A 24,520-nucleotide genomic window follows, 5' to 3' on the forward strand; every position below is an offset into this window, starting at 1 on the left:
AAATTTAGCCACGCTTTCCTAGTGAAGCGACATTGGCTTGCAAAGGAATGATGTGAATATTCATTATTTTAGCCAACTTTCGGTAATGGCAATGAAAAGCCATTGAACTGAATGGTGGCATGGGTAAGAATAACGCCCACATTACGATATACAGCAATGCAGCGCTTTAAGGTTGAACAAAGGGATTTTGCCCACAGTGTTCCCTTAGCGAAATTCAGCTACAAATAAATCAGGAGACAACATGCCCTCTCGTCGTGAACTTGCCAATGCCATCCGTGCTTTAAGCATGGACGCTGTTCAACAGGCCAAATCTGGTCACCCAGGCGCCCCTATGGGGATGGCTGATATTGCCGAGGTACTATGGGGTGATTTTCTATCACACAACCCAGCAAACCCGTCTTGGGCAAACAGAGACCGCTTCGTGCTTTCAAACGGTCACGGCTCTATGCTGTTGTACTCTTTGCTTCACCTTTCAGGCTATGAACTGCCTATTGAAGAGCTTAAGAACTTCCGCCAGCTGCACTCTAAAACGCCAGGCCATCCAGAATATGGGTATGCACCAGGTGTTGAAACTACCACTGGCCCACTTGGCCAAGGCGTTAGTAACGCAGTAGGTATGGCGCTAGCTGAAAAAGTATTAGCGGCTCAGTTTAACCGTGATGGCCATGATATTGTCGATCACTACACCTATACCTTCATGGGCGATGGCTGCCTGATGGAAGGTATTTCTCATGAAACCTGTTCACTAGCGGGCACATTAGGCCTGGGCAAACTTATTGGTTTCTGGGATGACAACGGCATTTCAATTGACGGTGAAGTAGAAGGTTGGTTTACCGATGACACACCAGCACGCTTTAAAAGCTACGGCTGGGAAGTGATTGAAGGTGTTGACGGTCATGACGCTGAACAAATTAAAGCCGCTATTGAACAAGCTAAATCGAACAGCGCTCAGCCTACGCTAATTTGCTGTAAAACGGTGATTGGTTTTGGTTCGCCAAACAAAGAAGGCACTGAGTCTTGCCACGGTGCACCATTAGGTGATGACGAAATTATTGCTACCCGCGAAAAGCTTGGTTGGACCCACGGTGCGTTTGAAATTCCAGACGACATTTATGCCGGTTGGGATGCTAAAGGCAAGGGCGGCGATGCTGAAAGCGCGTGGAACGACGCCTTCGCAGCATATGAAAGTGCATACCCTGAATTAGCCGCTGAATTTAAGCGTCGTGTAAATGGCGAATTGCCAGCAGACTTCAGCGATAAAGCGGATAAAATCATTGCTGATTTGCAAGCTAACCCGCAAAACATTGCGTCACGTAAAGCATCACAAAATGCATTAAATGCATTTGGTCCTTTGTTACCAGAACTTCTAGGCGGCTCTGCCGACTTAGCCGGTTCAAACCTGACTATTTGGGATGGCAGTAAAGGCGTTGAAGCCACTGACGCATCGGGTAACTACATTTATTACGGTGTACGTGAGTTCGGTATGTCGGCCATGATGAACGGTATTACCCTTCATGGTGGTTTTAAAGCTTACGGTGCTACATTCCTAATGTTTATGGAATACGCTCGCAATGCGGTACGTATGGCGGCGCTTATGAAGCAACCTGCTATTTTCGTATACACTCACGATTCAATTGGTTTGGGTGAAGATGGTCCAACTCACCAACCTGTAGAGCAAGTAGTGGCGCTGCGTGCTACACCAAACCTAGATAACTGGCGTCCATGTGACCAAGTTGAATCTGCTATTGCATGGAAGTTCGCGATTGAGCGCAACGATGGTCCTTCAACGTTGATCTTCACTCGCCAAGGTTTGCCTCAGCAAGAACGTAACGAACAGCAAGTTGCTGACGTTGCCAAAGGTGGTTATGTGCTTAAAGATTGTGCAGGCACGCCTGAATACATCTTTATTGCTACAGGGTCTGAAGTTCAACTTGCTGTTGAAGCAGCAGATAAACTAACTGCAGATGGTAAAGCGGTTCGTGTAGTTTCTATGCCTTCTACCGACGTTTTCGACCGTCAATCAGCGGATTACCGTGAAAGCGTATTGCCTTCTAGCGTAACTAAGCGCGTTGCAGTTGAAGCGTTATCTAAAGAAAGCTGGTACAAGTACGTAGGTTTCAACGGCGCCATCATTGGGATGGATACGTTCGGTGAATCAGCACCAGCAGGTGACTTGTTCAAACATTTCAATATTACTACTGAAGCAGTGGTAGAGGCAGCATTGTCTCTTAGCTAACGAGGTCACCGCAGTCTATGGTAAACATTGCCATAAACGGGTTTGGTCGTATTGGTCGCAATGTATTGCGCGCGCTTTATGAAAGCGGGCGCAATAACCACTTTAATGTGGTTGCGATTAACGATGTTGCTAAGCCAGAAGGTATAGCTCACTTATTAAAATACGATACCGCCCACGGGCGGTTCGGTTTTGATGTGACACTAGAAAACAACACACTTAACGTGGCAGGCGATGCTATTCGCTTGTTAGCACAACCGGATATCAACTTACTACCTTGGCGCGAAATTGGGGTAGATATTGTGCTGGAATGCACAGGTAAGTTCGATGATAGAGTATCGGGGCAGGCACATATTAATGCAGGCGCAGAAAAGGTACTTTTTTCCTCTCCAGGCTCGCCAGATTTAGACAACACTATCATTTTTGGTACTAACGATGACACGCTGAAAGCGGCGCATAAGTTGGTGTCTAACGGGTCGTGCACCACTAACTGTATCGTGCCGGTTATTCAAGCGCTAGACGCGGCCTTTGGGGTTGAAAGCGGAACTATTACCACTATTCACGCTTCTATGCATGATCAGCAAGTAATTGATGCTTACCACCCAGATTTACGCCGTACTCGCGCAGCCAGTCAGTCTATTATTCCGGTAGACACACGGTTAGCGGCGGGAATAGAGCGTATTTTGCCTAAATTTGCAGGTAAATTTGAAGCTATTGCGGTACGGGTGCCAACCATTAATGTTACTGCAATGGATTTAAGTGTAACCTTAAGTACGCAAGTGACTATTGCGGATGTCAATCAAGCACTCAAGCGAGTGAAAGCAGGGCGATTGCAGGGTATTTTAGATTACACTGAAGAGCCGCTAGTTTCTGTTGATTTCAATCACGATCCTCACTCTTGTATTGTGGATGGTACGCAAACCCGCGTAAGTCATAAGCAACTGGTAAAAACACTAGTGTGGTGTGACAACGAATGGGGTTTTGCAAACAGAATGCTCGACACTGCGCAAGCAATGTATGACGCAAGCTAATTAAGAATTTTGCTGCCAAGGTTGGTAGCGCCAGCCTTGGCAGCTTTCACAGTTATTCGATTAACAAGGGAAAGACAATGGCAATTCCAAGTATGAGTGATTTGGCCTTAAATGGTCAACGCGTATTAATAAGACAAGATTTAAACGTGCCAGTAAAAGATGGCGTAGTGACCTCTGATGCGCGTATTAAAGCTTCCATTCCTACTATTAAAGCGGCGTTAGATGCTGGTGCTGCGGTAATGGTAATGTCGCATCTAGGCCGTCCTACCGAAGGTGAGCCAGCGGAAGAATTCTCACTTCAGCCTGTTGTGAATTATTTGAACGACGCGCTAGACGTACCGGTTACTTTAGAAAAAAACTATTTGGAAGGTGTTGATGTAGCACCAGGCTCATTAGTTATTCTAGAAAACGTACGCTTTAACGAAGGTGAGAAAAGCGACGACGAAACCCTATCCAAGCAATATGCAGCCCTTTGCGATATTTTCGTGATGGATGCATTTGGCACCGCGCACCGTGCACAAGCGTCTACCCATGGTGTGGCAAAATTTGCCACTAAAGCGTGTGCAGGCCCACTTCTTGCGGCAGAACTAGATGCACTAGGCAAAGCCCTAGATAACCCTAAACGTCCAATGGTAGCCATTGTAGGCGGGTCTAAGGTATCAACTAAGCTTACCGTACTGAAAACCTTAGCGGAAAAAGTTGACCAGCTTATTGTTGGCGGCGGTATTGCCAATACGTTTATTGCCGCGCAAGGTCATAACGTAGGTAAGTCGTTGGTTGAAATGGACTTAACCGAGCAAGCTAAGCAGCTAATGAGCGATGCAGTATCAAATGGTGGGAATATTCCAGTACCTACCGATGTGGTAGTGGGTAAAGCCTTTGATGAAAACACAGAAGCGACGCTTAAAGCCGTTAGCGATGTCGCTGACGATGACATGATTTTTGATATTGGCCCTGATTCCTCAAAAGCTCTTGAAAGCATTATTAAAAATGCGGGCACTATTGTTTGGAATGGCCCTGTTGGTGTATTTGAATTTGAACAATTCAGTGCTGGTACAAAGGCGTTAGCCGAAGCCATTGCTGATAGCGATGCGTTCTCAATTGCAGGTGGTGGTGATACACTGGCAGCAGTAGATAAATATGAAATCGCTGATAAGATATCTTATATCTCTACAGGTGGTGGTGCATTTCTAGAGTTTTTAGAAGGCAAAACATTACCTGCAGTAGCCATGCTAGAAGAAAAAAACAAATAAAATTAGCAGACTACTAAAAAATCGATTCCGATTTTCGCCGGCGATACATTGAAGTACGTCGGCATATAACGATAAACCCTACACCTGTTCTTAGAGCAGTATTATAAAAAAGGAGTGTTGCAATGGCATCACAAGCACAGCAGGCCATGCTAGATAAACTTAACACGCAAGTTGGTTTTATTGCAGCTTTGGATCAAAGCGGCGGTAGTACACCAAAAGCGCTACGTTTATATGGCATTGAAGAGTCAGAATACAGCTCTGACGAAGAAATGTTTAACCTTGTTCACCAAATGCGTACACGTATTATCACCAGCACCCCTTTCAGTGGCGAGCGTGTTCTAGGCGCTATTTTATTTGAAAATACCCTAGACCGTGAAATTGAAGGTATGTCTACTGCCCACTACTTGTGGCAGAAGAAGCGCGTTATTCCTTTCTTGAAAGTGGATAAAGGGCTTGTTGAAGAGAACAACGGTGTACAGGTGATGAAGCCGATTGTTGGTCTAGATGCGTTACTGGCTAAAGCCGTTGCCCAAGATGTCTTTGGCACCAAGATGCGTTCAGTGGTAAAACTGGCCAATCATCAAGGTATTAAAGATGTGGTAGAGCAGCAGTTCGAAGTAGGTAAGCAAATCATCGCAGCAGGTTTAGTGCCTATCATTGAACCTGAAGTAGATATTCATAGTCCTCAAAAAGCGGAAGCAGAAGCACTGCTTAAACTTGAAATTCTTACTCAGCTTAATTTGTTGAGCGAAGGCCAAGAAGTGATGTTAAAGCTTACACTGCCTAATGAAGCTAACTTCTATAAAGAGCTTGTTGATCATCCTCGTGTACGTAAAGTGGTAGCATTATCTGGCGGTTACAACCGTGAAGAAGCCAATGCGAAGCTTTCAGAAAACCAAGGCATTATCGCAAGTTTCTCAAGAGCACTAACTGAAGGTGTTTCTGACAAACAGTCTGATGACGAGTTTGAAGCGACACTAGATGGTGCGATTGAAGGTATTTACCAAGCTTCAAAAGCATAAGTTTTATTGTTTAAAAGGGGCGCTTGTCAGCGCCCCTTTTTTGTTAGTTATGTCCCGTCCTGAAATACGTTGACGTAAAACGTAAAACGTAAAAAGGGAGCATTAATGCTCCCTTTTCTATTGCTCGCAAACCGGCTTATTTAATAGAAAGGGTTAAGTCTAACGCCTTCCAATACGCACTTTCTCGAACCAAGTCTGCTGCCAGAATTGGTTTTTCTTCCAACCAATCTTTAGGAAAAGTAAGGCTTAAGCCGTTCTTATCTGCATCAATCTCTATATCCGGCAAGAAGCCTTCTTGGCGTTTGATATTGAGCAACGCGCCAATACGTAATAAAGCGATAAGCTTTTTAACGGCCGCTAAATCGTACAAGTTAAAGTTGGGAAGATCGTTCGCCCGCACTTTCTTTCTATGAAAACGTACTAGGGTGGCTAATAATTCTTGTTGTTCTTGCGTAAATCCAGGCATATCTACGTTAGCGAGAATATAGGCACTGTGGCGCTGCACACCGCGCGAGTTAATTTGAATGCCCACTTCATGCAACAACGCCGCCCAACCCAACATGCTTTTAAAGTCGTGGTGTTTAAGTTTCCAGGCTTTTTCAGCATGGCTAAAGAGGTTAAGTGACGTGTTAAGCACAAGCGTAGCTTGCGCGGTATCAACATCGTAGCGGGTAGCTAAGCTGCTAGCTGTTCTGCCGCGTATATCGGCATGATGCAGCTCATCTTCCATCTGGTAAATCACGCCTTCGCGTAATGCAGCAGGGGAATAAACCAAAGTGTCTATTTCTAGCGCTTTAAATACTGCCACTAATATAGCCAAACCGCCGGCAATAACCACGCGTCTGTCTTCGGTTAAATCAGGGTAGTTGAGTTTGTCGATATGACCTGCACTAATAAACTGCTTCATTAAGTTACGCAGACTCTTGAGCGTAACGGGTATATCGTGGTCGTTGGGTCTATCTTGTTGGCATAAAGTGAACAACGAGCGAATTGTGCCCGACGTACCAACACATTGTACCCAACCCAGCTTGCGGTACTTATCTTGAATAAATTCCAGCTCTTGTTCAGCCGCAGTAATGGCCAGCTCAAAAGATTTGTTTTTTAATGACCCGTCTGGGAAGAATCGCTTAGTGTAGCTAACACAGCCCATTTGCAAACTGCGGCAAATAAGTGGGTTGAAGCCCTCGCCAATCACAAATTCTGTTGAGCCCCCACCGATATCCACCACTAACTGTTGTCCATCAGCATGGTTAGTATGTGCTACGCCAGAGTAAATCAGGCGGGCTTCCTCCACGCCTGAAATTACTTCTACAGGGTAGGGCAGAATATCTTTCGCGGCATTAATGAAGTGGTCGGCGTTTTTGGCCTTGCGCAGAGTGTGTGTGGCCACAATACGAACCGAGTCGGGTTCGAAACCGCGTAGACTTTCAGCCACAATACGTAGCATCTTTAAACCACGCTCCATGGCTTCATCAGACAAAATATTGTCGTCGTCCAACCCCTCAGCTAACCTTACTTTTTGTTTAACGCGATGCAGAATTTGAACAGACCCAGCAACAATACGCGCTACCACAAGGTGAAAGCTATTCGAGCCAATATCTAACGCGGCTACTTTATTAACCTCACGGCTTTCAACGGTATCAAAAACAGATTCATGCTGAGTCATTTAGGGTTTTATTTTCCTGCTTCTTTTTCTTCTTTCACAAGATAGTCGTAAATCTCTATTTGTGAACGTAATTTCTTGCGATTGCCTCGAGCAACGTACTTGTTGCTTTGTTCCTTGTCAATCACTCTCGCTTTAAGCGTATCACGGAATTGTATATCCATAATATCGACAATGCGCTGTTGCAGGTTTTTATCGTAAATAGGGCAGCCTACTTCTATGCGGTTGTCCATATTGCGGGTCATCCAGTCAGCAGAAGAAATAAACACTTTTCTCTCGCCGCCGCCTTCAAATACCATCACCCTAGGGTGCTCTAAGAACCTATCGACAATAGAGATGATTTCAATGTTTTCGCTAATACCTTTTAAGCCAGGTATTATGGAACACATCCCGCGAACAATACCGCGAATTTTCACCCCTGCTTGACTGGCCCGATACAAATCATCCATTAATTCCTTATCAACAAGGTTATTAATCTTAAAGGTAATTTGTGCAGGACGGCCTTCTTTTAAATGCTGAATTTCTTGACGAATAAGTGACTGAATTCGGGTTCTCGCGTTTAACGGTGAAATCTGCAAATGCTGAAATTTATACCGGCGGAAAGGGTATTGAATAAGGTCAAATACTGCCACCGCTTCATTGGCCAATTCTTGGTTTCGAGTGAATAAACTGTAATCGGTATAGATTTTTGCGGTTTTTTCGTTGAAGTTACCCGTACCAAAATGCGCATAGTTAATCATCGCGCCACGTTCTTCGCGGGTGATCACGCAAAGCTTCGAGTGAATTTTTAAGGTTGGCACGCCGAGCACTACGCGAATACCCGCATCGGTCATGCGTTTAGACCATTCAATGTTGGCCTCTTCATCAAAGCGAGCGCGCAGTTCTACCACTACGGTCACCTTTTTACCGTTATCAACGGCATCAATGAGCGAGTTGATAATGCGAGAGTTACTGGCCACACGATAAATATTAATGCGAATAGATTTTACGCTAGGGTCGAATGCTGCTTGGCGGACAAATTCGGTAACATGTAAGAATCGGTGATATGGGTAATACAGTAGAATATCGTGGGCGGTAATGGCATCGAATACCGTATTAAAATTGGAAAAAGCGTTGCTGTCGATAGCCGGTAGCGGAGCATGCTCTAAATATTCGCGGCCCACGTTTGGAAAGCCAATGAAGTCTTTAAAGTTACGATAGTGCCCTGCAGCATGCATGGTATCGAGTTTAGTTATACGTAAACGCTTACGTAAATCCTGCATCATATCTTCAGGCATATCGTTGTCGTAAATAACCCGAACAGGCTCGGCAATTAAGCGCTGTTTCATGCTCTCAGACATTTTTTCTACATAACTTTCGTCAATCTCGTCATTGATAGAGTATTCGGCGTCTCGGGTCATCTTGAATGAAAATGACTCGACTTCGTCAAATTTAACAAAGCCGCGGAAAATGTCTTCTAAGCTAAGCTGAATCATGTCATCGAGCATAATAATATGCTTTTTCTTTCGACTCTTTTCCGGCGGAATAAGCATAAAGCGAGACATTTCAGACGTAGGCACCTGAATAACCGCATAGCGCGTGTTGCGGTCTTTACGGCGCAGCGCGACATACAAATAAACAGATGTGCCATTTAAACGGCTTAACAAGTCCATTTTCTTGTCAATAATGATAGGGGCTATATGGCGAAGCACCTTATTGACGAAGAAGTTACGTACCCACTGCTTTTGATACTCGTTTAATTCATGCTTTTGCAGAATATGAATATTGTATCGCGCGAGCGCTTTTAAAACGTCTTTATGAATATGGTCGAACTTGTCGGAAAGCTGAACAACCTTTTGCTGAATAATCGCCATTAGCGCGGTTTGCTTTTCCGCCTCTTCTTCGTTGCCATCATTTTGGGCAATCGTTATTTGGCGTTTTACGTCAGCAGCACGAACACGATAAAATTCGTCAAGATTATTGGAGTAAATACCTAAAAACCGAATACGTTCTACTACAGGGTTGTTCTTATCTGCAGCTTCCTGCAAAACCCTTTCGTTAAATGCTAACCAGCTAAGTTCTTTGGGATAATATAGTTCTGGGTTATCCATAATTTATCGTTTTTTCACTTCTTAAAATGGCCAAAGACTGACATCAGTCAATGACATTACTGTGACAACCCTTAGATATAATAGGGTTAATTCGTAGTCCCTTAACTCAACGAGGTGATTTGAAACCTTTCTGTGTCGCTAGGGCCTTATTGCTTGGCCTGTATATCCACTACCAAGTCGTTCGCCAACGATTCAAGGGCGTCTTGCAACGCATCGTCATCAAACCCTTCAGGCACCGCAATAACTGCATTAGCTTTAAAGATTAAACTTCCCCAGTTAGGTGCGCTTTCGCAGCGTGATGAGAAGTTGAGGATGTTAAGGTTAAATTGGTTTAGCACCGAGGTTAACTCTTGCACTATGCCGGCTTTGTCGTTGCCCATTACATCAACGGTAAGTTGATTCGTTAATGAATTGGTTGATGTATTCACTGCCACAGACTGAACCGATAAATCGGAAATGGCATTTAGCGCGTCGACAAGTTTTTCGTTCTCGTCAGCGGGAACGTGTACTTCAACAAAGCCGGTAAACATGCCCGCCATATGTGCAAAGCTAGAGCCTTGCCAATTACCTTTGTGCTTGTAAATGCACTTAGCTAGCGTATCAACCAAACCAGGCTTGTCTTTACCCATAATACTAATAATGAGCGATTGCATGAGAAACTCCTATTCCAGAATCTGTAGAAATACGTTTGCTACTGTGGTTTTACGGTAATACCATAAGTCACACTGAAAAAGCGCTACTGGTTAGTATTGTTAATAAACCTTGATAGCAACAGTGTTTGAGGCTGCTTACTTTAGGCGTTATTCACCGGAACTAACCCAAAAGTTTTCGCTTGCTATTAGCATAACAAAACTTACACTGCTCACCAGTGTAATTTACACCTGATAATATTATTAAATAAGAATGACTTCCTACAGCGATAGCATCAATAAAAAACGCCAACGCAATGATAAGTGGGGGCGATATATCGTCACCGGCTTTGGTGGGCTGGTATTGCTGACGCTGGTTATTTTAATTTCGCACCTTGTTAGTCAGGCTTTACCTCTGGCGTTAGTGCCTAATATTGAGAAAGAGCACCAGCTTGCATTACCCGAAGGTAGCCAAGTAGAAAGCGCTGGAGATTTGCTTGGCGGCCAATTAGTGGTAACTAACGGTGAGGATTGCCGTTTAAGCTTATATGGCTACAAAGATAATGATTTCGCTAAGCATCACGACTATATTCGCCCTTGTGAACATCAGTTGTCGACGACCTCTTTAATGGGCGAAAATGCGATTGTGGATATCTCTGCGGGCGGGCAAGTTCGGGTGGTGCCCGTCAGATCGTTAGCGTATCGCAGTGTAATAATCGCGAATCATTCAGACCCTTTAGCTCAACCTTCAAGCCTTGTGTCCTCTACAATATCTTTTGCTCTACCGGGCAAGTATTGGTCACAAACTACGTCTTGGCAATTTGCGTTCTCATCTAAGTGGGCGGCAATAGCGCTGCATACACAGTCGGGCACATATATACGAGGAGTGAACCAACTCAATCCTACGCAAATGGTTGATAAGTTCTTTGCCAATGTCGATAAAGTACATTTGTTGCCTGGTGCACAAATGGTGTTGGTAGAAAAAGGAGCACACTTGTTCCTTTCACGGCTTTTCGAGGATGAATCACAGCTCTCGCTGTTAGCGTCTTTTGATAAACTCAGCCGTAATGACATTTCTATTTTATCTCTAGAGAAAGACAGAACGTTTTTCTTACAAGATGGCACTAACCAAGTTACCCGCTGGGTATTACATCGCGATGCGAACACGCTCGGTTTCATTGAAACCTACCAGTTCCTTTTGAACGCGGACGAACGGCTGATTGATATAAAAGAGCATGCCAGTATTAATGTGGTGGCAGCGCTTACCGATAAACAACGCCTACTATTTATAAATCGAGTATCAGGTGAAGTGGTTACGACAATTGATTTGCCTGAACCCATGCAATCAATCTCTTGGTTTGGCAACCGTCTTTACGGCTATAACGATGATTCTATTTTCATTTGGCGGGCGAATAATTTAAGCGGCATTACTACGTGGCGGTCGCTATTTGCGCCGCAACATTATGAGGGATATACCGAAGCAGATACGGTGTGGCAAACCACAAACGCCACGGATTTCCAAGAGGCCAAGTTTAGTCTTACGCCGTTAATTATAGGTAGCTTGAAAGCGTCGCTACTGGCTTTGTTTATTGCTATACCGGTAGCAATAGGTGCAGCGATATACACCGCCTTTTTTGCAAAAGAGCGACTTCGCCATGCCCTGAAGCCCGCTATCGAAATGCTAGAAGCTGTTCCCAGTGTGCTTATTGGTTTTATCGCTGCCATTTGGCTAGCCCCCATGGCTGAACAGTTTCTATTTTCTTTTGCTTTTTTTCTTATTGTTGTTCCATTTGTACTCATTGCCGTGGCGTTTTTTCAACGCCCTGTTGCCGACCGCCTACCCGCTAAACTTCGACATGGCGCTGAGTTGGGCTTTGCGTTACTTGGCGTTTTTATATTGGGTTACATTAGTGTGGCATGGGCGCCAGAATGGTTCTTTAGCTTAATTAATGTAGATGGTTTTGACATGCTAGCCGCTGAGTCTGATAGCCCCATAGGAAAAACGACGATAGTGGTGGCGATAGCCTTAGGTGTGGCTATTTCACCGAGTATTTACTCCATTGCTGAAGATGCCATTGGGGGCGTGCCCGATGAGTTAAAGCATGCATCATTTGCGTTGGGCGCCACGCGGCTTCAAACCCTTAAATATATAGTACTGCATGTCGCGTTTCCGGGCATTATGGCGGCGATTATGCTGGGTTTTGGTCGCGCATTCGGGGAAACCATGATTGTGCTCATGGTGACGGGAAACACCCCAATATCGAGCTGGGGCTTAATTGAAGGCTTACGGGCATTAACGGCCAACTTAGCCATAGAATTACCCGAAGCCGATGTGTCATCTGCACACTATCAAATTCTGTTCTTTACCGCTGGCATACTGTTTGTTTTCACGTTTGTTGTAAATACGATTGCTGAATTTACTCGTCAACGCTTACGCAGTAGATCTTATTATGAATAATATGTTCAAAGGCGGCTTTAATGCCGTTCATCGCCAGTCGCTAGTGATATCGTTAACGGCGTTTTTTACTAGCTTGCTGTTAATTGCTTTGGTGAGTGTGTTGTTCCTTATTACCTTTCGTGGTGGTGCGTATTTTTGGCCTGAGCCCATTTATGATGTGACATATAAAGTTACCGGAGCCAATGAAAGTGCTAAATCCGAACATAAAATGTTCGCTCAGCTTTATATGGCAGACGAAGTAGAGCAAATATATCAAGTTCACTTTGCTGACGAACAAAGCCCTTACGGCTCACAAATGCAGTTGGCCAGTGCGGATATTATTAACAAAGAACTTGCTTACGGCAGTGCCGAAATAAAAACAAAAGATGGTCGCTTTGTATTGGGACAGCCAGAGTTTTTATCTACACCAGACAGCCGACGGGAAGACTTGTCGCTGTTTTCAGATATTCAAAACAGAGTATCGGCACTAAGTGCTCAAATTGAGAAAATTAGACGCGAGCGACTATCGCCCATTCATGAATCTTTGGCATCACTAGATAGCAAAGGTGTTGATCAAAATGCACCGGCAAGAGAGCGCTTAGAGACTCAGTTTGAACGCTGGCAGCATGAAGTTATTCATCTAGAGGAAGAGCGAGACGAATACGAACTCAGCGTCACTTTTGCCAATGCGCAAGCGTACGCTATTCGGGTGTCGGAAATTAAAAGCGTCGATTATGTAAGCCAGCTTAGCTATTTTGAAAAATGGCAGGTGGTATTTAGTCGTATTGCTACCTTCCTTACTGATTCTCCCAAACAGGCGAATACGTCTGGAGGGGTATATCCCGCGCTATTTGGCACCGTGCTGATGGTATTTTTAATGACCATTATCGTGACGCCTTTTGGCGTACTTGCGGCTATCTATTTGAGTGAATACGCTCCAGATACGCCGTTTACCACCGCTATAAGAATAAGCGTTAGTAATATGGCGGGCGTACCTTCAATTGTTTACGGGGTTTTTGGTTTAGGCTTTTTTGTTTATACCTTGGGTGGCAATATAGATGCACTTTTCTTTGCTGATAGATTGCCAGCGCCCACCATGGGGACCCCAGGTGTGTTCTGGGCGAGTTTGACCATGGCTATTTTAACCTTGCCAGTCGTTATTGTTGCCACCGAAGAAGGCTTGCGGCGGGTACCAGAAGGGTTGAAGCGGGGAAGTTATGCACTTGGCGCCACCAAGGTAGAAACTATCGCTAAAACCATTCTGCCCATAGCGTCACCCGGAATAATGACAGGCGTCATTTTGGCAATCGCTAGGGCGGCAGGCGAAGTCGCGCCTCTAATGCTGGTTGGAGCGGTGAAATTTGCTCCTACGCTACCTATAGATGGAGAGTTCCCGTATCTGCATTTAGAACGTCAATTCATGCACTTGGGCGTACTTATTTATGATGGCGCTTTTCATAGTCATACTGATGCGAAGAATTCTTCAATGATGTTTGCCGCCTGCTTGCTACTGCTAATAGTGGTATTTGTATTGAATGTGCTGGCAGTTATACTAAGAACGCGGTTAAGAAAGCGCTATTTACAAGGGTAACCTTTTACATGCTGAAGTTGTTTGAACGCAATACGCTCAACGTGGCCGACATCACTGATGACACCACGGCTATCGATGTGCGTAACCTTAATTTATGGTTTGGAAATAAGCATGTGCTTAACGACATTTCTATGCGTATTCCAAAAAACAAAATCACCGCATTAATCGGGCAAAGTGGGTGCGGGAAATCTACCTTGGTTAATTGCTTCAATAGGCTTAACGATTTGTACGATGGCTGCAAATACGAGGGTGAAATTAATATTGGTGGTCGCAACATCAATAGTAAAAAAGTGAACGTGTCGCGGCTGCGTACCCAAGTAGGTATGGTATTCCAGCGGCCTAATCCTTTTCCCATGAGTATATACGATAACGTATGTTACGGACTTCGCCTGCAAGGCATTAAAACTCGTCGCCATCTAGACGATGCGGTAGAAAGCGCATTAAAAGAAGCAGCGTTATGGGATGAAGTTAAAGACAGGTTGTTTGAGTCGGCTAATGCATTATCCGGTGGTCAGCAACAGCGCCTTGTTATTGCCAGAGCGCTAGCGCTCAAACCCGACATTTTGTTGTTAGATGAGCCTACCTCAGCGCTAGACCCATTAACGACCTTATTCATTGAGGAGTTGATGGCTGAGCTTAAGAAGCGTTGTACCATAGTGATTGTTACCCACAATATGCAGCAAGCCTCTCGAGTTTCAGATTACACGGCGTTCTTCCATCAGGGGCGATTGGTTGAATATGCAGACAGCGATTCGCTATTCACTATGCCAGAGAAGAAACAGACTGAAGATTATATTACTGGCCGCTACGGCTAATTAGCAGAATCAGCAGTAGTGAATAGGAGCGATACAATGCGTCAGGTTGCACTGAATACCCATATTTCCGGAACCTTTAATATTGAGTTGGAAAATTTAAGAAACTCGGTATTAACCATGGGCGGCGAAGTAGAACAGCAATTATTAGATACCTTAAAAGCGCTTAAATTAAACCACCCTGGCTTGGCAGAAAAAGTGGTGTTGAATGACCTTAAGATTAACTCTATGGAAATCCAGATAGATGAAGAATGTATTCGAATTATCGCCAAGCGCCATCCTACGGCAAGCGATCTACGCTTAATCATGACCATTTCTAAAGCCATCACCGACATTGAAAGAATGGGCGACGAAATAGAACGTATCGCTAAGCTGGTCACCCGTAATAAATTACCCAGCTCTGACACTATTAAAAGCAGCATGTTGTTAATCGGCGAACGTGTAGCGGCGATGATGCGGGGTACGTTCGATGCGTTTGCGCGTCAGGATGAAAGTGCAGCCTTGGCGGTGTATAAACAAGACAACCGAATAGACAGCGAATATAAACGCCTGCTTACCTACACCACCACAGAAATGGAAAAAACCACAGAAGATATGCAAGACTGGCTAGACGTGTTGTGGGCCATGCGTTCCTTAGAGCGGATTGGAGATAGGTGTAAAAACGTGTGCGAATACGTAGTTTATTTAACCAGGGGGACGGATGTAAGGCATACGCCGCTAGAAAACATTCATCAAAAGTTAGAAGATTTGAGTTAAAAAATGCTCAAAAACTGTCACAAAACCGCAACACTTGCCCAAATTATCATCGTATGAATTTAATTCCGTTGCGTTTTCTGTTTTTTCGTAGATTTTCACTATGGCTCTGCAGACGATTACGCTATCATGCGCCGCAGCAAAGTATAATTCGTGCAAAAAATAATCTAAGCCTTTGCTAAGAATCGTTTTGCCGTGTAACTATCATTTTTTGTCTTCATCATAGCCGTACATTTGTCGGGTGATGTGGCAGTAGCTAGCTTAAATCGCGTAAAGATCAGGAGCGGTTATCCGTGGAATTTTTCGAGAGTTATGGTCTCATTCTTATTCTCCTTGCTGCCGGTGTCGGCTTCATTATGGCTTGGGGTATTGGTGCAAATGACGTCGCCAATGCAATGGGAACATCTGTTGGTTCTAAAGCGTTAACAATAAAACAGGCAATTGTTATTGCCATGATTTTTGAGTTCGCCGGAGCATACTTGGCGGGTGGGGAAGTAACCTCTACCATTCGTAAGGGTATTATTGATCCAGAGTATTTTTCCGCTATTCCTGAGTACCTCGTACTCGGTATGATTTCGTCTCTGTTTGCAGCAGGTATATGGTTAGCCTTTGCATCTTGGCTAGGATGGCCTGTATCTACTACGCATTCTATTATTGGCGCTATTATCGGCTTTACCGCAACTGGCGTTAGTATGGACGCGGTAGCATGGGGCAAAGTAGGCGGCATTGTTGGTAGTTGGGTAGTGACGCCAGCTATTTCGGGCATTATTGCATACCTTATTTTCATGAGTGCCCATAAACTTATCTTTGAAACCAAATCTCCGTTTGAAAATGCCAAGCGTTATGTTCCGTTCTATATGGCACTAGCAGGCTTCATTATGTCGCTAGTTACCATTAAAAAAGGGCTTAAACACGTGGGCTTAGAAATGAGCGCCGTGAACGGTTATATATTGGCTGTGATTATCGCTATTATATTAGCCATAATTGGTAAGTGGTTTATTGGTCGCATGAAGTTCAGCGGTTCAGAAGACGCTGATTTACAAGCTGCCAATGTGGAAAAAGTGTTCGCCTTACTCATGGTTGTTACTGCCTGTTGTATGGCATTTGCGCATGGTTCAAATGATGTTGCTAACGCTATTGGGCCTTTGGCCGCGGTAGTGAGTGTGGTGACTTCTGGCGGTGAAATTAATGCCAGTGCCAACCTAGCATGGTGGATTTTACCGCTTGGTGGTTTGGGTATTGTGCTTGGTTTAGCCATATTCGGTCACCGCGTCATTAAAACTATCGGCCAAGGTATTACTCACCTTACGCCAAGCCGTGGTTTCGCGGCCGAATTAGCGGCAGCTACTACTGTAGTGATAGCGTCAGGAACCGGTCTTCCTATTTCAACTACGCAAACCCTTGTGGGCGCGGTGTTAGGTGTGGGGCTGGCCAGAGGCGTCTCTGCGCTTAATCTCGGCATCGTAAGAAATATTGTGGTGTCGTGGATTGTTACCCTGCCTGCAGGCGCAATTCTTTCCATTATTTTCTTCTTCGCACTGAAGGCAGCTTTCGGCGTTTAATTGCCTATTAAGATTTGAAAACAAAAACCGCGTTTAACGCGGTTTTTGTTTTTTTAATAACGCGTATATTTAAATAGCGCGGAAGCCCGCGCTATTTTGTATTCGCTACTCTTCAGCCTGTTCAGATTCATCAAGCTTGATGGGAGAGTCAAACCCCTCGGGCTTAATGCCTACCACCGCGCAGTTAAGTTGTTGAATAGTCTCTTCTGCCGTACCGCCCATAATAAAGCCTGGAACGCCAATACGGGCCACAGTACCCATTACAATAACATCAGTATTAAGTGATTTTGTGGTAGCCGCTATCTCTCTACGAGGATAACCATGCACAATATGCTTTTCAGGTTGCAAGAAGTCGATAATGTCAGGGGCTAGTTCACTTTCTAATTCGCTTAATAACGATTCGAGGGCTTGCTCTCTCTCGTCATGAATTTTGGCGAGGTCGGTTTCCATTTGGTCATTGTCTACGGTAATAAAACCATCTCGTACGATGTTCTCCGGGACTGCATCAAAAACATGCACAATATGAAGCTGTGCAAATTCCAACATAGCGATGCGGGCAGCATGGCGTAATATATCTAAATTAAGCTTTTTGCGAATTGAGATTTCGTGTTTAGGGTAGTGATAATTTAAATCGAGTGCCGCCACCACGTTTTTATATTGGCTACGGTTTTTCTTACTTAACACCCAAACCGGACAGGGGCATTTACGAAACAGGCGTATATCTAACCCGCCAAATAGGCGGTCTAAAAAGCCTTCTTCGCTTCGTTTAATAACCAAGTCGTAATGGTGTCTTAGCACGTCGGTTACAATATCAATCAGTGGGTGTCCGATTTTGACTACGGTTTGCACGGGGTACTCTTTCGACCATGTTTCTTCCTGCTCGGTAAGCCAATTTCTTGCCTGAGACTCCATAGATTGGTGTGAGTCGATATAGGCAAATGACTCCATTACCATATTTGCATTAGGGGGCAGGGCTTCTAAGGTAAGCATAATGGTTAGTGATGCTTGATTGCTCTTTGCAATATGAATGGCCTGGGCAACCACATCGTCTTGGCGATGTGAGTCACTGAGTACACATAAAATATTAGTAAAATGGCTGTCCATAGAAATCCTTAGCTATTGAGGCGCTATACGTTCTTATTCTTCATCCTAACGCTTGATTTGCAAGCTTGCTACCTTGAAAGCATGATTTACATCATAACAAAGTGCGATTTCATAAAAGGGTAATAACCGTATTCTTATTGGGTCTTTTGTAATCTTTGTGCTAGATTAAAACCTAATTTCCTAATCAGTAAAGAGTTGTTATGAAGTGGCCTAATCTCAAACACTTACATTACCTAGTTACCCTATATCAAGAGCAGCATTTTCACCGCGCTGCCCAGCGTTGTAATGTAAGCCAATCTACATTGAGCACGGCAATTCAAAACCTAGAAGAACATTTTGGCAGCCAGTTGCTGGAACGGGAGCACAAGACTTTTGTGTTTACTTCATTGGGGTTAGATATTGTTGAACGAAGCAAGTTGCTGCTGCAAGAAGCCGGTGAGCTGGTGGAATACGCACAAAATGCAGGGAATTGGCAACGAGGTACACTGAAGCTAGGTGTTATCCCCACCATCGCGCCATTTTTGTTTGAAGGCATGCTGGGAGCATTTAACGCCTTCTTGCCTGACATCAATGTTGAGATGCAAGAAGACACTACGGAAAAGCTGCTTCAGCAGTTAATTGATGGGCGTTTAGACTTACTTATTTTAGCGTTACCGATGGAAACGCCAGGGTGTAAGCAAATGGTATTGGGGCACGACCCTTTCCATCTTGTGGCCCATGAAGAAATGGCTGACAAATTGCCCGACCCCGTCGATATTTCTTCTTTACCCAAGAAGAGTATTTTCTTACTGCAACAAGAGCACTGTATGACCGGCCACGCGGTTAGTGCATGTAACCTTCAGCACAGCGACCAAATAAGCTCTGTAGCTGCCAGTAGCTTGTACACTTTGGTACAGCTTGCAAACAGTAAAATGGGTTATACCTTCTTACCCGAGCTTGCCATTAACCAATCTATCTTGGCACACACCAACTTAAAAAGTTTTGCCGCCGAAGAGCAAGGCTTTAGAGAAATAGGTTTAGTGTGGCGTTCAGGCACTACGCGTATGCAATTGTTTCGTCGTATTGGCGAAATCATCTCTCCTCTTCTACCTGTTCCCACCCTTAAATAATGTTTTTGGCGAAAAAGTTTCAAACTTTTTCGCCCACTGCGTCGACTGTAAGAGTAGGGAATATAAAAAAACACCTATATCGCGGGGAACGCAGTGTTCATAAAACGGGATGAAAAACTCGTACAACAAGCATTAAAAGGCAACAGAAAAGCGTGGTTCACGCTTATTTCGCGCTATGAAACGGCCATGTACCAATACGGTATCCGCATGACCGGAAATAGCCATGACGCCTCTGATTTGATGCAGGATATTTTTGTCTCGGTTTATCGAAGCCTGGCGAATTATCGCGGCGACGGCACATTTAAAAGCTGGCTGTATCGAATAGCCCATTGTCGATGTATGGAGCTGTACCGAAAGCGAAAAGCGTTTACCGATATCGATGATATTTCAGAGCCTCTATGTGAAGCTTCATGCCCTGAAATGCAGCTTACCAGCGACCGCCAAAGTCGGGCGGTAACGCAAGCTATGCAAGCTTTGCCCTTGGCACAAAAAGCTGTGGTGGAGCTGAAATTTTTTGGGCAGTTCACTTTTGAAGAAATTGCAGAGCAAATGGATATTTCGGTTAATACCGCCAAGTCGCGTTTGTATAGCGCACTAACCAAATTAAAGTTGGAGTTGGAATAAATGAATCAACCTGACCATACCAATGAAGCATTAATTATCGCGTGGGTAAACAACAGCCTTACCCAAGAACAAAAAGCGACATTTTCTAAAAAATACGCCCAAGATAGCGTGTTTGCAGCCGCGGCTGATAATGCCAGTGCTCTGGCAGGCTGCGCCAGTGAATTTGTTGCGCCCCCAGTGCCTGATTGGAATAAAGCACAGCTATTTCCAGCACAAGATAAATCGAGTTGGTTTCAGTGGCAAGGCTTCCCTGCACTGGCTTGTGCGCTATCCGCGGTTGCCATTGTATTGGTGTTTACGGGTATGCCCAATAAAGATAATGGGAAGTTACTAACGGCGCAAACACCAAACAATGTAGATGCCGAGCAGCTATCAAGCTTGGTTGCCGAACAAGTGCGTGTGCAAGTGCGCCAGCAAGTAAAACAGCAGCGGGAAATGTACCAAGAAGCGAATCAAGTGTTGTTTAAAGAATATGCACAATCACTTGCTGCACAGCAACAGCAGACGAGTGCCGAGCTCACTCAATATTTATTGGCTTCTAGCCGAGAGGCGCGTAAGCAAGATTTTGCTGAGTTGCTTCAATTTATTAACGATCAGCGCATTGATGATCAGCGATTTTACGCCCGTCAGTTTAGCAAGTTACAAGATGAAATTGATGGCATAGGTATGGGATATAGCGTTGTGCTTCCCAACTCGAATTCAGCGTCTCCATTAGACGAATAACCAATAGGTAGCCCTTATGAAAAGACTATTATCTCTTTGCTTACTAACCAGTGTTAGTGCGTTAACCTTTGCCCAAAGTAATGCTACTTCTTATGCGTCTTTGTCAGATGAATTGGAAATTATGTCGGGCGTAATGAACACCGCTTTTCGTCAAAACGCCAATCCAAAAGGGTGGCGAGTATCGCGACTAGAAAGCAGTTATCTAGCGGGGCAGGGGGCAGTGTTCACTGTGTCTGTACGAGGCAAAAGTGCTGATTGGATCCACGATATTGAAGCCATGGTGGAAGGCATGCCAACGCCTCCAGCAGCGCCGGTTGCCCCAGAAGGTGGTGGTATTGTTTTTGAGCTAAGCCGTGAATGGGAAGATTTTGCGGGCGAAGCAAGCCGTCGAATTGCCGAGGTTTTTGAAGATAACAACGACCAAATACGTGATATCCGCTCTCGCTCTAGAGAATTAGCGTGGGAAACTCGCGAGCTCGAGCGCCGCAAGCGCGATATGTCTTTTGAATTAAGACAAGCTGATGACGATAGAAAAGAAGCGCTTGAAAAAGAAATGCAGGAACTTGAATCGTCTTTAGCATCAATAAATGCCCAGTCGGCGGAACTAGAAGAAGAAGTACGTCAATTAGAAGGTGAGCAGCAAGTAAAATTAGCGAAACAAAAGGAAAGTCGTCAGCAAGCCTATCGTTCATTTTTGGCTAACTTTGAAGCCAGTATTGGCAGCACATTTTGCCGATTTGGCGCAGGACTTAGGGGGTTACCTGAGGGAGAACACGTCAGCATGATATTAAAAGACTTTGAATACGGCGATGATAATAACAAGCACGACCGAATTTATGTGTTCAGCAAAGCCAAAATAAAAGCATGTGTACAAGAGAAAATTGACGCCGAAGCACTATTGACTAGCGCTACTATTTATACCTTTTAACTGTACTATTAAAACCAGACATTCAAAACCAGCGCGTACGCAATACGATTACGACACTAACTAAGGGGCGGTATGGCCGAGTTCTGCCGCCCATTGTAGTTCACCGCGCGACAACCCATTTGCCGAACTTGCCCCAAAGCTATGTAATGCACTGTAAGCACTGTTTGAAGGCACGCGGCAATAATGACACAAGGCATAAAACAGTAAGCTACAGCGATGCTGTGAACCATCACAGTGTAAGTACACACTGGCGCCTTCAGATAGCATCTGCGACAGTTCGTGCAGATATTGATGCAAGTGAACATCATCGGTAGGTGAATCTGCTGAAGGGTGTAAAAAAGGCAGCCATATCCACTCTAACCCAGCTGCTTTAGCTCCATCGCGAATAACAGGGGCATCTTCTTCACCGGTTTGTACCGTGGCAAGGTGAGTAACCCCCAACCCTTTCAACCTTGCATAGGTATCAGATGTCGGTTTTTGCCCCAGACAGATCTTTCCAGCGCTAAGTGAAAACCACGCAAGGGATGTTTGGCGATTTGTACCTTGGGATACAGATGATGATTCGTTTTTATTCATACCACATAATAATATATTGAGAAGTAATGGCAGCTGCACCCGCCTAATACGAACACATGCCAGATAGCATGAGTATATTTTACCTTTTTCGCCACATAAAAACACACCCCAAGGCTGAAGCATAAACCACCCGCGACCAGTAACCATAATCCAGCACCTGGTAGCGCAACATACAGCGGGTAAATGAGCCCAATGGCAATCCACCCCATCAATAAGTAGGTCATCACGGATATTTTTGGAAAACGGTGCTGCGCAATAAGCTTAAAGGCAACGCCACCAAGAGCTAAACACCAAATTACCGCCGTCATGGTGATGCCAAGTACGCCTCCAATCGACACTAACAATAAAGGTGTGTAAGTACCTGCTATCAACAAATATATTGCACTGTGGTCGAATAGCTTTAGCCAGCCCTTTGCCTTATGGTGTGACGTAGCATGATAAAGGGTAGAGCTCAAAAACATAAGAATGAGCGTAGCGCCGTATATCGCAGCGGCGGTAATGGTTAGGGTGTTATCTGCGCGGTAGAGTAGAAATACCATACCTACAATGGCAGCAATAAAACCAACACCATGACTGATACTGTTAAGCCATTCTTCCAATACAGAATAGGCTTTTGCCGTAATACTTGTCATGACTTCCTCCAACTCTATTTTAATCTAGCGGCCGTACTGATACGTTTATTGCTAATACAATTGTGCGATATGTTTGTACCTTAACGCGTGTAATTCATTTAGCGCGCTTTCAGCGTACACTTGTTCGCTAAAGTATAACAGAAGCGTTGTCGACGAGTATGACAATTTTACATTGTACGTTGATGAAGGCGTAACCTTTCGTATCATTGTCGCTAAAAGTATTCGTCACTTATCTCATCGCGTGTGAATGACAATCAGTAAAAGTGTTGAACGTAGAGTCTTGTTTACGTTATGTAGTCATGGGCGTAGTTAACCCTTCATTTCTTCTAACTCTAAGCCCTTTGTTTCATAAACATAGCGAAGAACGAAGCCGATAGAGAGCAAGGCAAAGAAAGCATACAGTCCGTAAGCACCCGCAAGGCCTATTCCTGCAAGAAGCATTGGGAAAGACCATGTGATAACAAAGTTAGTAAACCACTGCACTAACCCGCTTACGGCCAAGCCGGAGCCTCTTAATTGGTTAGGAAACATTTCTCCTAGCATTACCCACATTACCGGCCCCCAAGAAAAGTTAAAGCAGAATACATAAAGATTGGCAGCGATGAGTGCAACAGGCCCCCATTCATTTAACGCCAGCCTGCCATCAACATGTTGTTCTGAGTTTAGGAAGGCTAACGTTACTACGGCAAGCGATACCGTCATGCCTATAGAACCCCATTTAAGCAATGGTTTTCTTCCAATCTTGTCGATAACAGATAGCGCCACAACACATGCCGCGATGCTGATAGCTCCGCTTATCACATTAATGAGTAGTGCATCTGCTTCTGAAAAGCCCACGGCTTGCCACAATACGGCACCGTAATAGAATACAACGTTGATCCCAACTAACTGCTGAAGTGCAGCCAACCCAATCCCTATCCAAACAATTGATCTTACTTTTCCAGAGTTTTTATCAATAAGATCTTTTAATTGCGGTTTATGATCTTGCGACAAAGACGCTTCAATTTCGGCCAGTTTCTTTTGCCCATTAGCGCCATAAAGTTTGCCCAATACTTCACTCGCTTTATCTGTTTTTTTCTTAACCACTAAAAAGCGAGGGCTTTCTGGTATAAAAAGTAACATGAGGAAAAACAGCAATGCTGGGATGACTTCCATCCAGAACATCCAACGCCACGCTTCAAAATTTAACCAAAGCACCTGTGTAGAACCTGACGCATAGTCGGCAAGAAAATAGTTACTTAGAAAAGCAGCGAACAAGCCGCTAATAATGGCTATTTGTTGAATAGACGCCAGCATGCCGCGATACTTTGCCGGTGCGACTTCTGCAATATAAGCAGGTGCCATAACCGACGCTGCCCCTACGGCAAGTCCTCCAATAATACGATATATAACGAATTCCGATCCGCTGCCTGCTATACCTGAGCCCCATGCACTAACCAGGAAAAAGGTTGCGGCTACAAGGAGCAATGACTTCCTTCCGTATCTATCAGCTAAACGACCAGCAAAAAAAGCACCTACTGCACATCCAAGTAGCATACTGGATACATTAAATCCTGTACCGACACTCTCTGATTGAAATGCTACGCTTAGCCCTTCTACAGTTCCATTAATTACCCCGCTATCGAATCCAAATAGAAAGCCTCCGATGGTAGCCACGATAGTAATAAATAAAACGAAGCCATTCCCCGAGGCTTCATTAGGCAGGTCAATATTTGTTGTAGTGTCCATATTATTATTCTCTTTAAGGT

At 44.5% G+C, this 24,520-nt stretch carries 20 protein-coding genes; 13 read left to right on the forward strand and 7 right to left on the reverse strand.

The window, feature by feature from the left end:
* Positions 1-241: 241 nt before the first annotated feature.
* From tkt to FLAVO9R_RS03835, 4 genes are all read left to right on the forward strand, one after another.
* Entirely contained in the window at positions 242-2,236 is a 1,995-nt protein-coding gene (gene tkt / locus FLAVO9R_RS03820) for a transketolase (protein ID WP_159528901.1), read from the forward strand.
* Between the two features lie 17 nt (positions 2,237-2,253).
* The gene (epd, locus tag FLAVO9R_RS03825) at positions 2,254-3,264 is read left to right on the forward strand and encodes an erythrose-4-phosphate dehydrogenase (protein WP_159528903.1); all 1,011 of its coding nucleotides are present in this window, start codon (positions 2,254-2,256) and stop codon (positions 3,262-3,264) included.
* Positions 3,265-3,341: 77 nt separating this feature from the next.
* Positions 3,342-4,517 (forward strand): phosphoglycerate kinase, encoded by a 1,176-nt coding sequence (locus tag FLAVO9R_RS03830; RefSeq protein ID WP_159528904.1) that lies wholly within the window; start codon positions 3,342-3,344, stop codon positions 4,515-4,517.
* Positions 4,518-4,639: 122 nt separating this feature from the next.
* A complete protein-coding gene (locus FLAVO9R_RS03835; RefSeq protein WP_159528906.1) occupies positions 4,640-5,539 on the forward strand; it encodes a fructose bisphosphate aldolase in 900 nt (299 codons plus the stop codon).
* A gap of 136 nt (positions 5,540-5,675) precedes the next feature.
* Here FLAVO9R_RS03835 and ppx read toward each other — a convergent pair whose 3' ends face one another.
* The 3 genes from ppx to FLAVO9R_RS03850 all read right to left on the reverse strand — a co-directional run bounded on the left by ppx (position 5,676) and on the right by FLAVO9R_RS03850 (position 9,945).
* Entirely contained in the window at positions 5,676-7,205 is a 1,530-nt protein-coding gene (ppx, locus tag FLAVO9R_RS03840) for an exopolyphosphatase (protein ID WP_159528908.1), read from the reverse strand.
* An 8-nt stretch (positions 7,206-7,213) separates the two neighbouring features.
* Positions 7,214-9,292: a polyphosphate kinase 1 gene (gene ppk1 / locus FLAVO9R_RS03845; protein WP_159528928.1), complete on the reverse strand. Its 2,079-nt coding sequence runs from the start codon at positions 9,290-9,292 to the stop codon at positions 7,214-7,216.
* Positions 9,293-9,438: 146 nt separating this feature from the next.
* On the reverse strand, positions 9,439-9,945 hold the full coding sequence (locus FLAVO9R_RS03850; protein WP_159528930.1) for a glycine cleavage system protein R: 507 nt from the start codon (positions 9,943-9,945) through the stop codon (positions 9,439-9,441).
* Positions 9,946-10,195: 250 nt separating this feature from the next.
* Between FLAVO9R_RS03850 and FLAVO9R_RS03855 the strand changes: the two genes are divergently transcribed.
* The 5 genes from FLAVO9R_RS03855 to FLAVO9R_RS03875 all read left to right on the forward strand — a co-directional run bounded on the left by FLAVO9R_RS03855 (position 10,196) and on the right by FLAVO9R_RS03875 (position 17,076).
* Positions 10,196-12,379, forward strand: coding sequence for an ABC transporter permease subunit (locus FLAVO9R_RS03855; RefSeq protein WP_159528932.1), 2,184 nt, complete (start codon positions 10,196-10,198; stop codon positions 12,377-12,379).
* The gene (gene pstA / locus FLAVO9R_RS03860; RefSeq protein ID WP_159528934.1) at positions 12,372-13,949 is read left to right on the forward strand and encodes a phosphate ABC transporter permease PstA; all 1,578 of its coding nucleotides are present in this window, start codon (positions 12,372-12,374) and stop codon (positions 13,947-13,949) included. The genes FLAVO9R_RS03855 and pstA overlap by 8 nt, the downstream gene beginning before the upstream one ends.
* A gap of 8 nt (positions 13,950-13,957) precedes the next feature.
* Positions 13,958-14,764 (forward strand): phosphate ABC transporter ATP-binding protein PstB, encoded by an 807-nt coding sequence (gene pstB / locus FLAVO9R_RS03865; RefSeq protein WP_013785312.1) that lies wholly within the window; start codon positions 13,958-13,960, stop codon positions 14,762-14,764.
* Between the two features lie 36 nt (positions 14,765-14,800).
* Entirely contained in the window at positions 14,801-15,517 is a 717-nt protein-coding gene (gene phoU / locus FLAVO9R_RS03870; protein ID WP_013785311.1) for a phosphate signaling complex protein PhoU, read from the forward strand.
* A 290-nt stretch (positions 15,518-15,807) separates the two neighbouring features.
* Entirely contained in the window at positions 15,808-17,076 is a 1,269-nt protein-coding gene (locus tag FLAVO9R_RS03875) for an inorganic phosphate transporter (protein ID WP_013785310.1), read from the forward strand.
* Between the two features lie 105 nt (positions 17,077-17,181).
* Here FLAVO9R_RS03875 and FLAVO9R_RS03880 read toward each other — a convergent pair whose 3' ends face one another.
* Complete coding sequence (locus tag FLAVO9R_RS03880; protein WP_126873053.1) at positions 17,182-18,180, reverse strand: universal stress protein; 999 nt, start codon at positions 18,178-18,180, stop codon at positions 17,182-17,184.
* Positions 18,181-18,380: 200 nt separating this feature from the next.
* Here FLAVO9R_RS03880 and FLAVO9R_RS03885 point away from each other — a divergent pair, with 200 nt between their 5' ends.
* The 4 genes from FLAVO9R_RS03885 (at position 18,381) to FLAVO9R_RS03900 (ending at position 21,564) form a co-directional block, all read left to right on the forward strand.
* Complete coding sequence (locus FLAVO9R_RS03885; RefSeq protein WP_126873054.1) at positions 18,381-19,289, forward strand: hydrogen peroxide-inducible genes activator; 909 nt, start codon at positions 18,381-18,383, stop codon at positions 19,287-19,289.
* A 93-nt stretch (positions 19,290-19,382) separates the two neighbouring features.
* On the forward strand, positions 19,383-19,913 hold the full coding sequence (locus FLAVO9R_RS03890; RefSeq protein ID WP_159528936.1) for an RNA polymerase sigma factor: 531 nt from the start codon (positions 19,383-19,385) through the stop codon (positions 19,911-19,913).
* Complete coding sequence (locus FLAVO9R_RS03895; protein ID WP_159528938.1) at positions 19,914-20,636, forward strand: hypothetical protein; 723 nt, start codon at positions 19,914-19,916, stop codon at positions 20,634-20,636.
* Positions 20,637-20,652: 16 nt separating this feature from the next.
* Positions 20,653-21,564 (forward strand): hypothetical protein, encoded by a 912-nt coding sequence (locus FLAVO9R_RS03900; RefSeq protein WP_159528940.1) that lies wholly within the window; start codon positions 20,653-20,655, stop codon positions 21,562-21,564.
* Between the two features lie 60 nt (positions 21,565-21,624).
* Here FLAVO9R_RS03900 and FLAVO9R_RS03905 read toward each other — a convergent pair whose 3' ends face one another.
* From FLAVO9R_RS03905 to FLAVO9R_RS03915, 3 genes are all read right to left on the reverse strand, one after another.
* Positions 21,625-22,140: a hypothetical protein gene (locus FLAVO9R_RS03905; RefSeq protein ID WP_159528942.1), complete on the reverse strand. Its 516-nt coding sequence runs from the start codon at positions 22,138-22,140 to the stop codon at positions 21,625-21,627.
* On the reverse strand, positions 22,137-22,772 hold the full coding sequence (gene trhA, locus FLAVO9R_RS03910) for a PAQR family membrane homeostasis protein TrhA (RefSeq protein WP_159528944.1): 636 nt from the start codon (positions 22,770-22,772) through the stop codon (positions 22,137-22,139). The genes FLAVO9R_RS03905 and trhA overlap by 4 nt, the downstream gene beginning before the upstream one ends.
* Positions 22,773-23,081: 309 nt before the next feature.
* Positions 23,082-24,500 carry a sugar porter family MFS transporter gene (locus tag FLAVO9R_RS03915; RefSeq protein ID WP_159528946.1) on the reverse strand — a complete coding sequence of 473 codons (1,419 nt, stop codon included), beginning with the start codon at positions 24,498-24,500 and terminating at the stop codon, positions 23,082-23,084.
* Between the last annotated feature and the right edge of the window lie 20 nt (positions 24,501-24,520).

Source organism: Alteromonas sp. 38 (assembly GCF_902506055.1).
In the GTDB taxonomy this organism is placed as follows: domain Bacteria; phylum Pseudomonadota; class Gammaproteobacteria; order Enterobacterales; family Alteromonadaceae; genus Alteromonas; species Alteromonas lipotrueae.

Excerpts from the sequence above, each read along its gene's own strand:
- tkt (WP_159528901.1), top strand. The coding sequence starts at position 242 with ATGCCCTCTCGTCGTGAACTTGCCAATGCCATCCGTGCTTTAAGCATG.
- epd (WP_159528903.1), top strand. The coding sequence starts at position 2,254 with ATGGTAAACATTGCCATAAACGGGTTTGGTCGTATTGGTCGCAATGTA.
- FLAVO9R_RS03830 (WP_159528904.1), top strand. The coding sequence starts at position 3,342 with ATGGCAATTCCAAGTATGAGTGATTTGGCCTTAAATGGTCAACGCGTA.
- FLAVO9R_RS03835 (WP_159528906.1), top strand. The coding sequence starts at position 4,640 with ATGGCATCACAAGCACAGCAGGCCATGCTAGATAAACTTAACACGCAA.
- ppx (WP_159528908.1), bottom strand. The coding sequence starts at position 7,205 with ATGACTCAGCATGAATCTGTTTTTGATACCGTTGAAAGCCGTGAGGTT.
- ppk1 (WP_159528928.1), bottom strand. The coding sequence starts at position 9,292 with ATGGATAACCCAGAACTATATTATCCCAAAGAACTTAGCTGGTTAGCA.
- FLAVO9R_RS03850 (WP_159528930.1), bottom strand. The coding sequence starts at position 9,945 with ATGCAATCGCTCATTATTAGTATTATGGGTAAAGACAAGCCTGGTTTG.
- FLAVO9R_RS03855 (WP_159528932.1), top strand. The coding sequence starts at position 10,196 with ATGACTTCCTACAGCGATAGCATCAATAAAAAACGCCAACGCAATGAT.
- pstA (WP_159528934.1), top strand. The coding sequence starts at position 12,372 with ATGAATAATATGTTCAAAGGCGGCTTTAATGCCGTTCATCGCCAGTCG.
- pstB (WP_013785312.1), top strand. The coding sequence starts at position 13,958 with ATGCTGAAGTTGTTTGAACGCAATACGCTCAACGTGGCCGACATCACT.
- phoU (WP_013785311.1), top strand. The coding sequence starts at position 14,801 with ATGCGTCAGGTTGCACTGAATACCCATATTTCCGGAACCTTTAATATT.
- FLAVO9R_RS03880 (WP_126873053.1), bottom strand. The coding sequence starts at position 18,180 with ATGGACAGCCATTTTACTAATATTTTATGTGTACTCAGTGACTCACAT.
- FLAVO9R_RS03885 (WP_126873054.1), top strand. The coding sequence starts at position 18,381 with ATGAAGTGGCCTAATCTCAAACACTTACATTACCTAGTTACCCTATAT.
- FLAVO9R_RS03895 (WP_159528938.1), top strand. The coding sequence starts at position 19,914 with ATGAATCAACCTGACCATACCAATGAAGCATTAATTATCGCGTGGGTA.
- FLAVO9R_RS03900 (WP_159528940.1), top strand. The coding sequence starts at position 20,653 with ATGAAAAGACTATTATCTCTTTGCTTACTAACCAGTGTTAGTGCGTTA.
- FLAVO9R_RS03905 (WP_159528942.1), bottom strand. The coding sequence starts at position 22,140 with ATGAATAAAAACGAATCATCATCTGTATCCCAAGGTACAAATCGCCAA.
- trhA (WP_159528944.1), bottom strand. The coding sequence starts at position 22,772 with ATGACAAGTATTACGGCAAAAGCCTATTCTGTATTGGAAGAATGGCTT.
- FLAVO9R_RS03915 (WP_159528946.1), bottom strand. The coding sequence starts at position 24,500 with ATGGACACTACAACAAATATTGACCTGCCTAATGAAGCCTCGGGGAAT.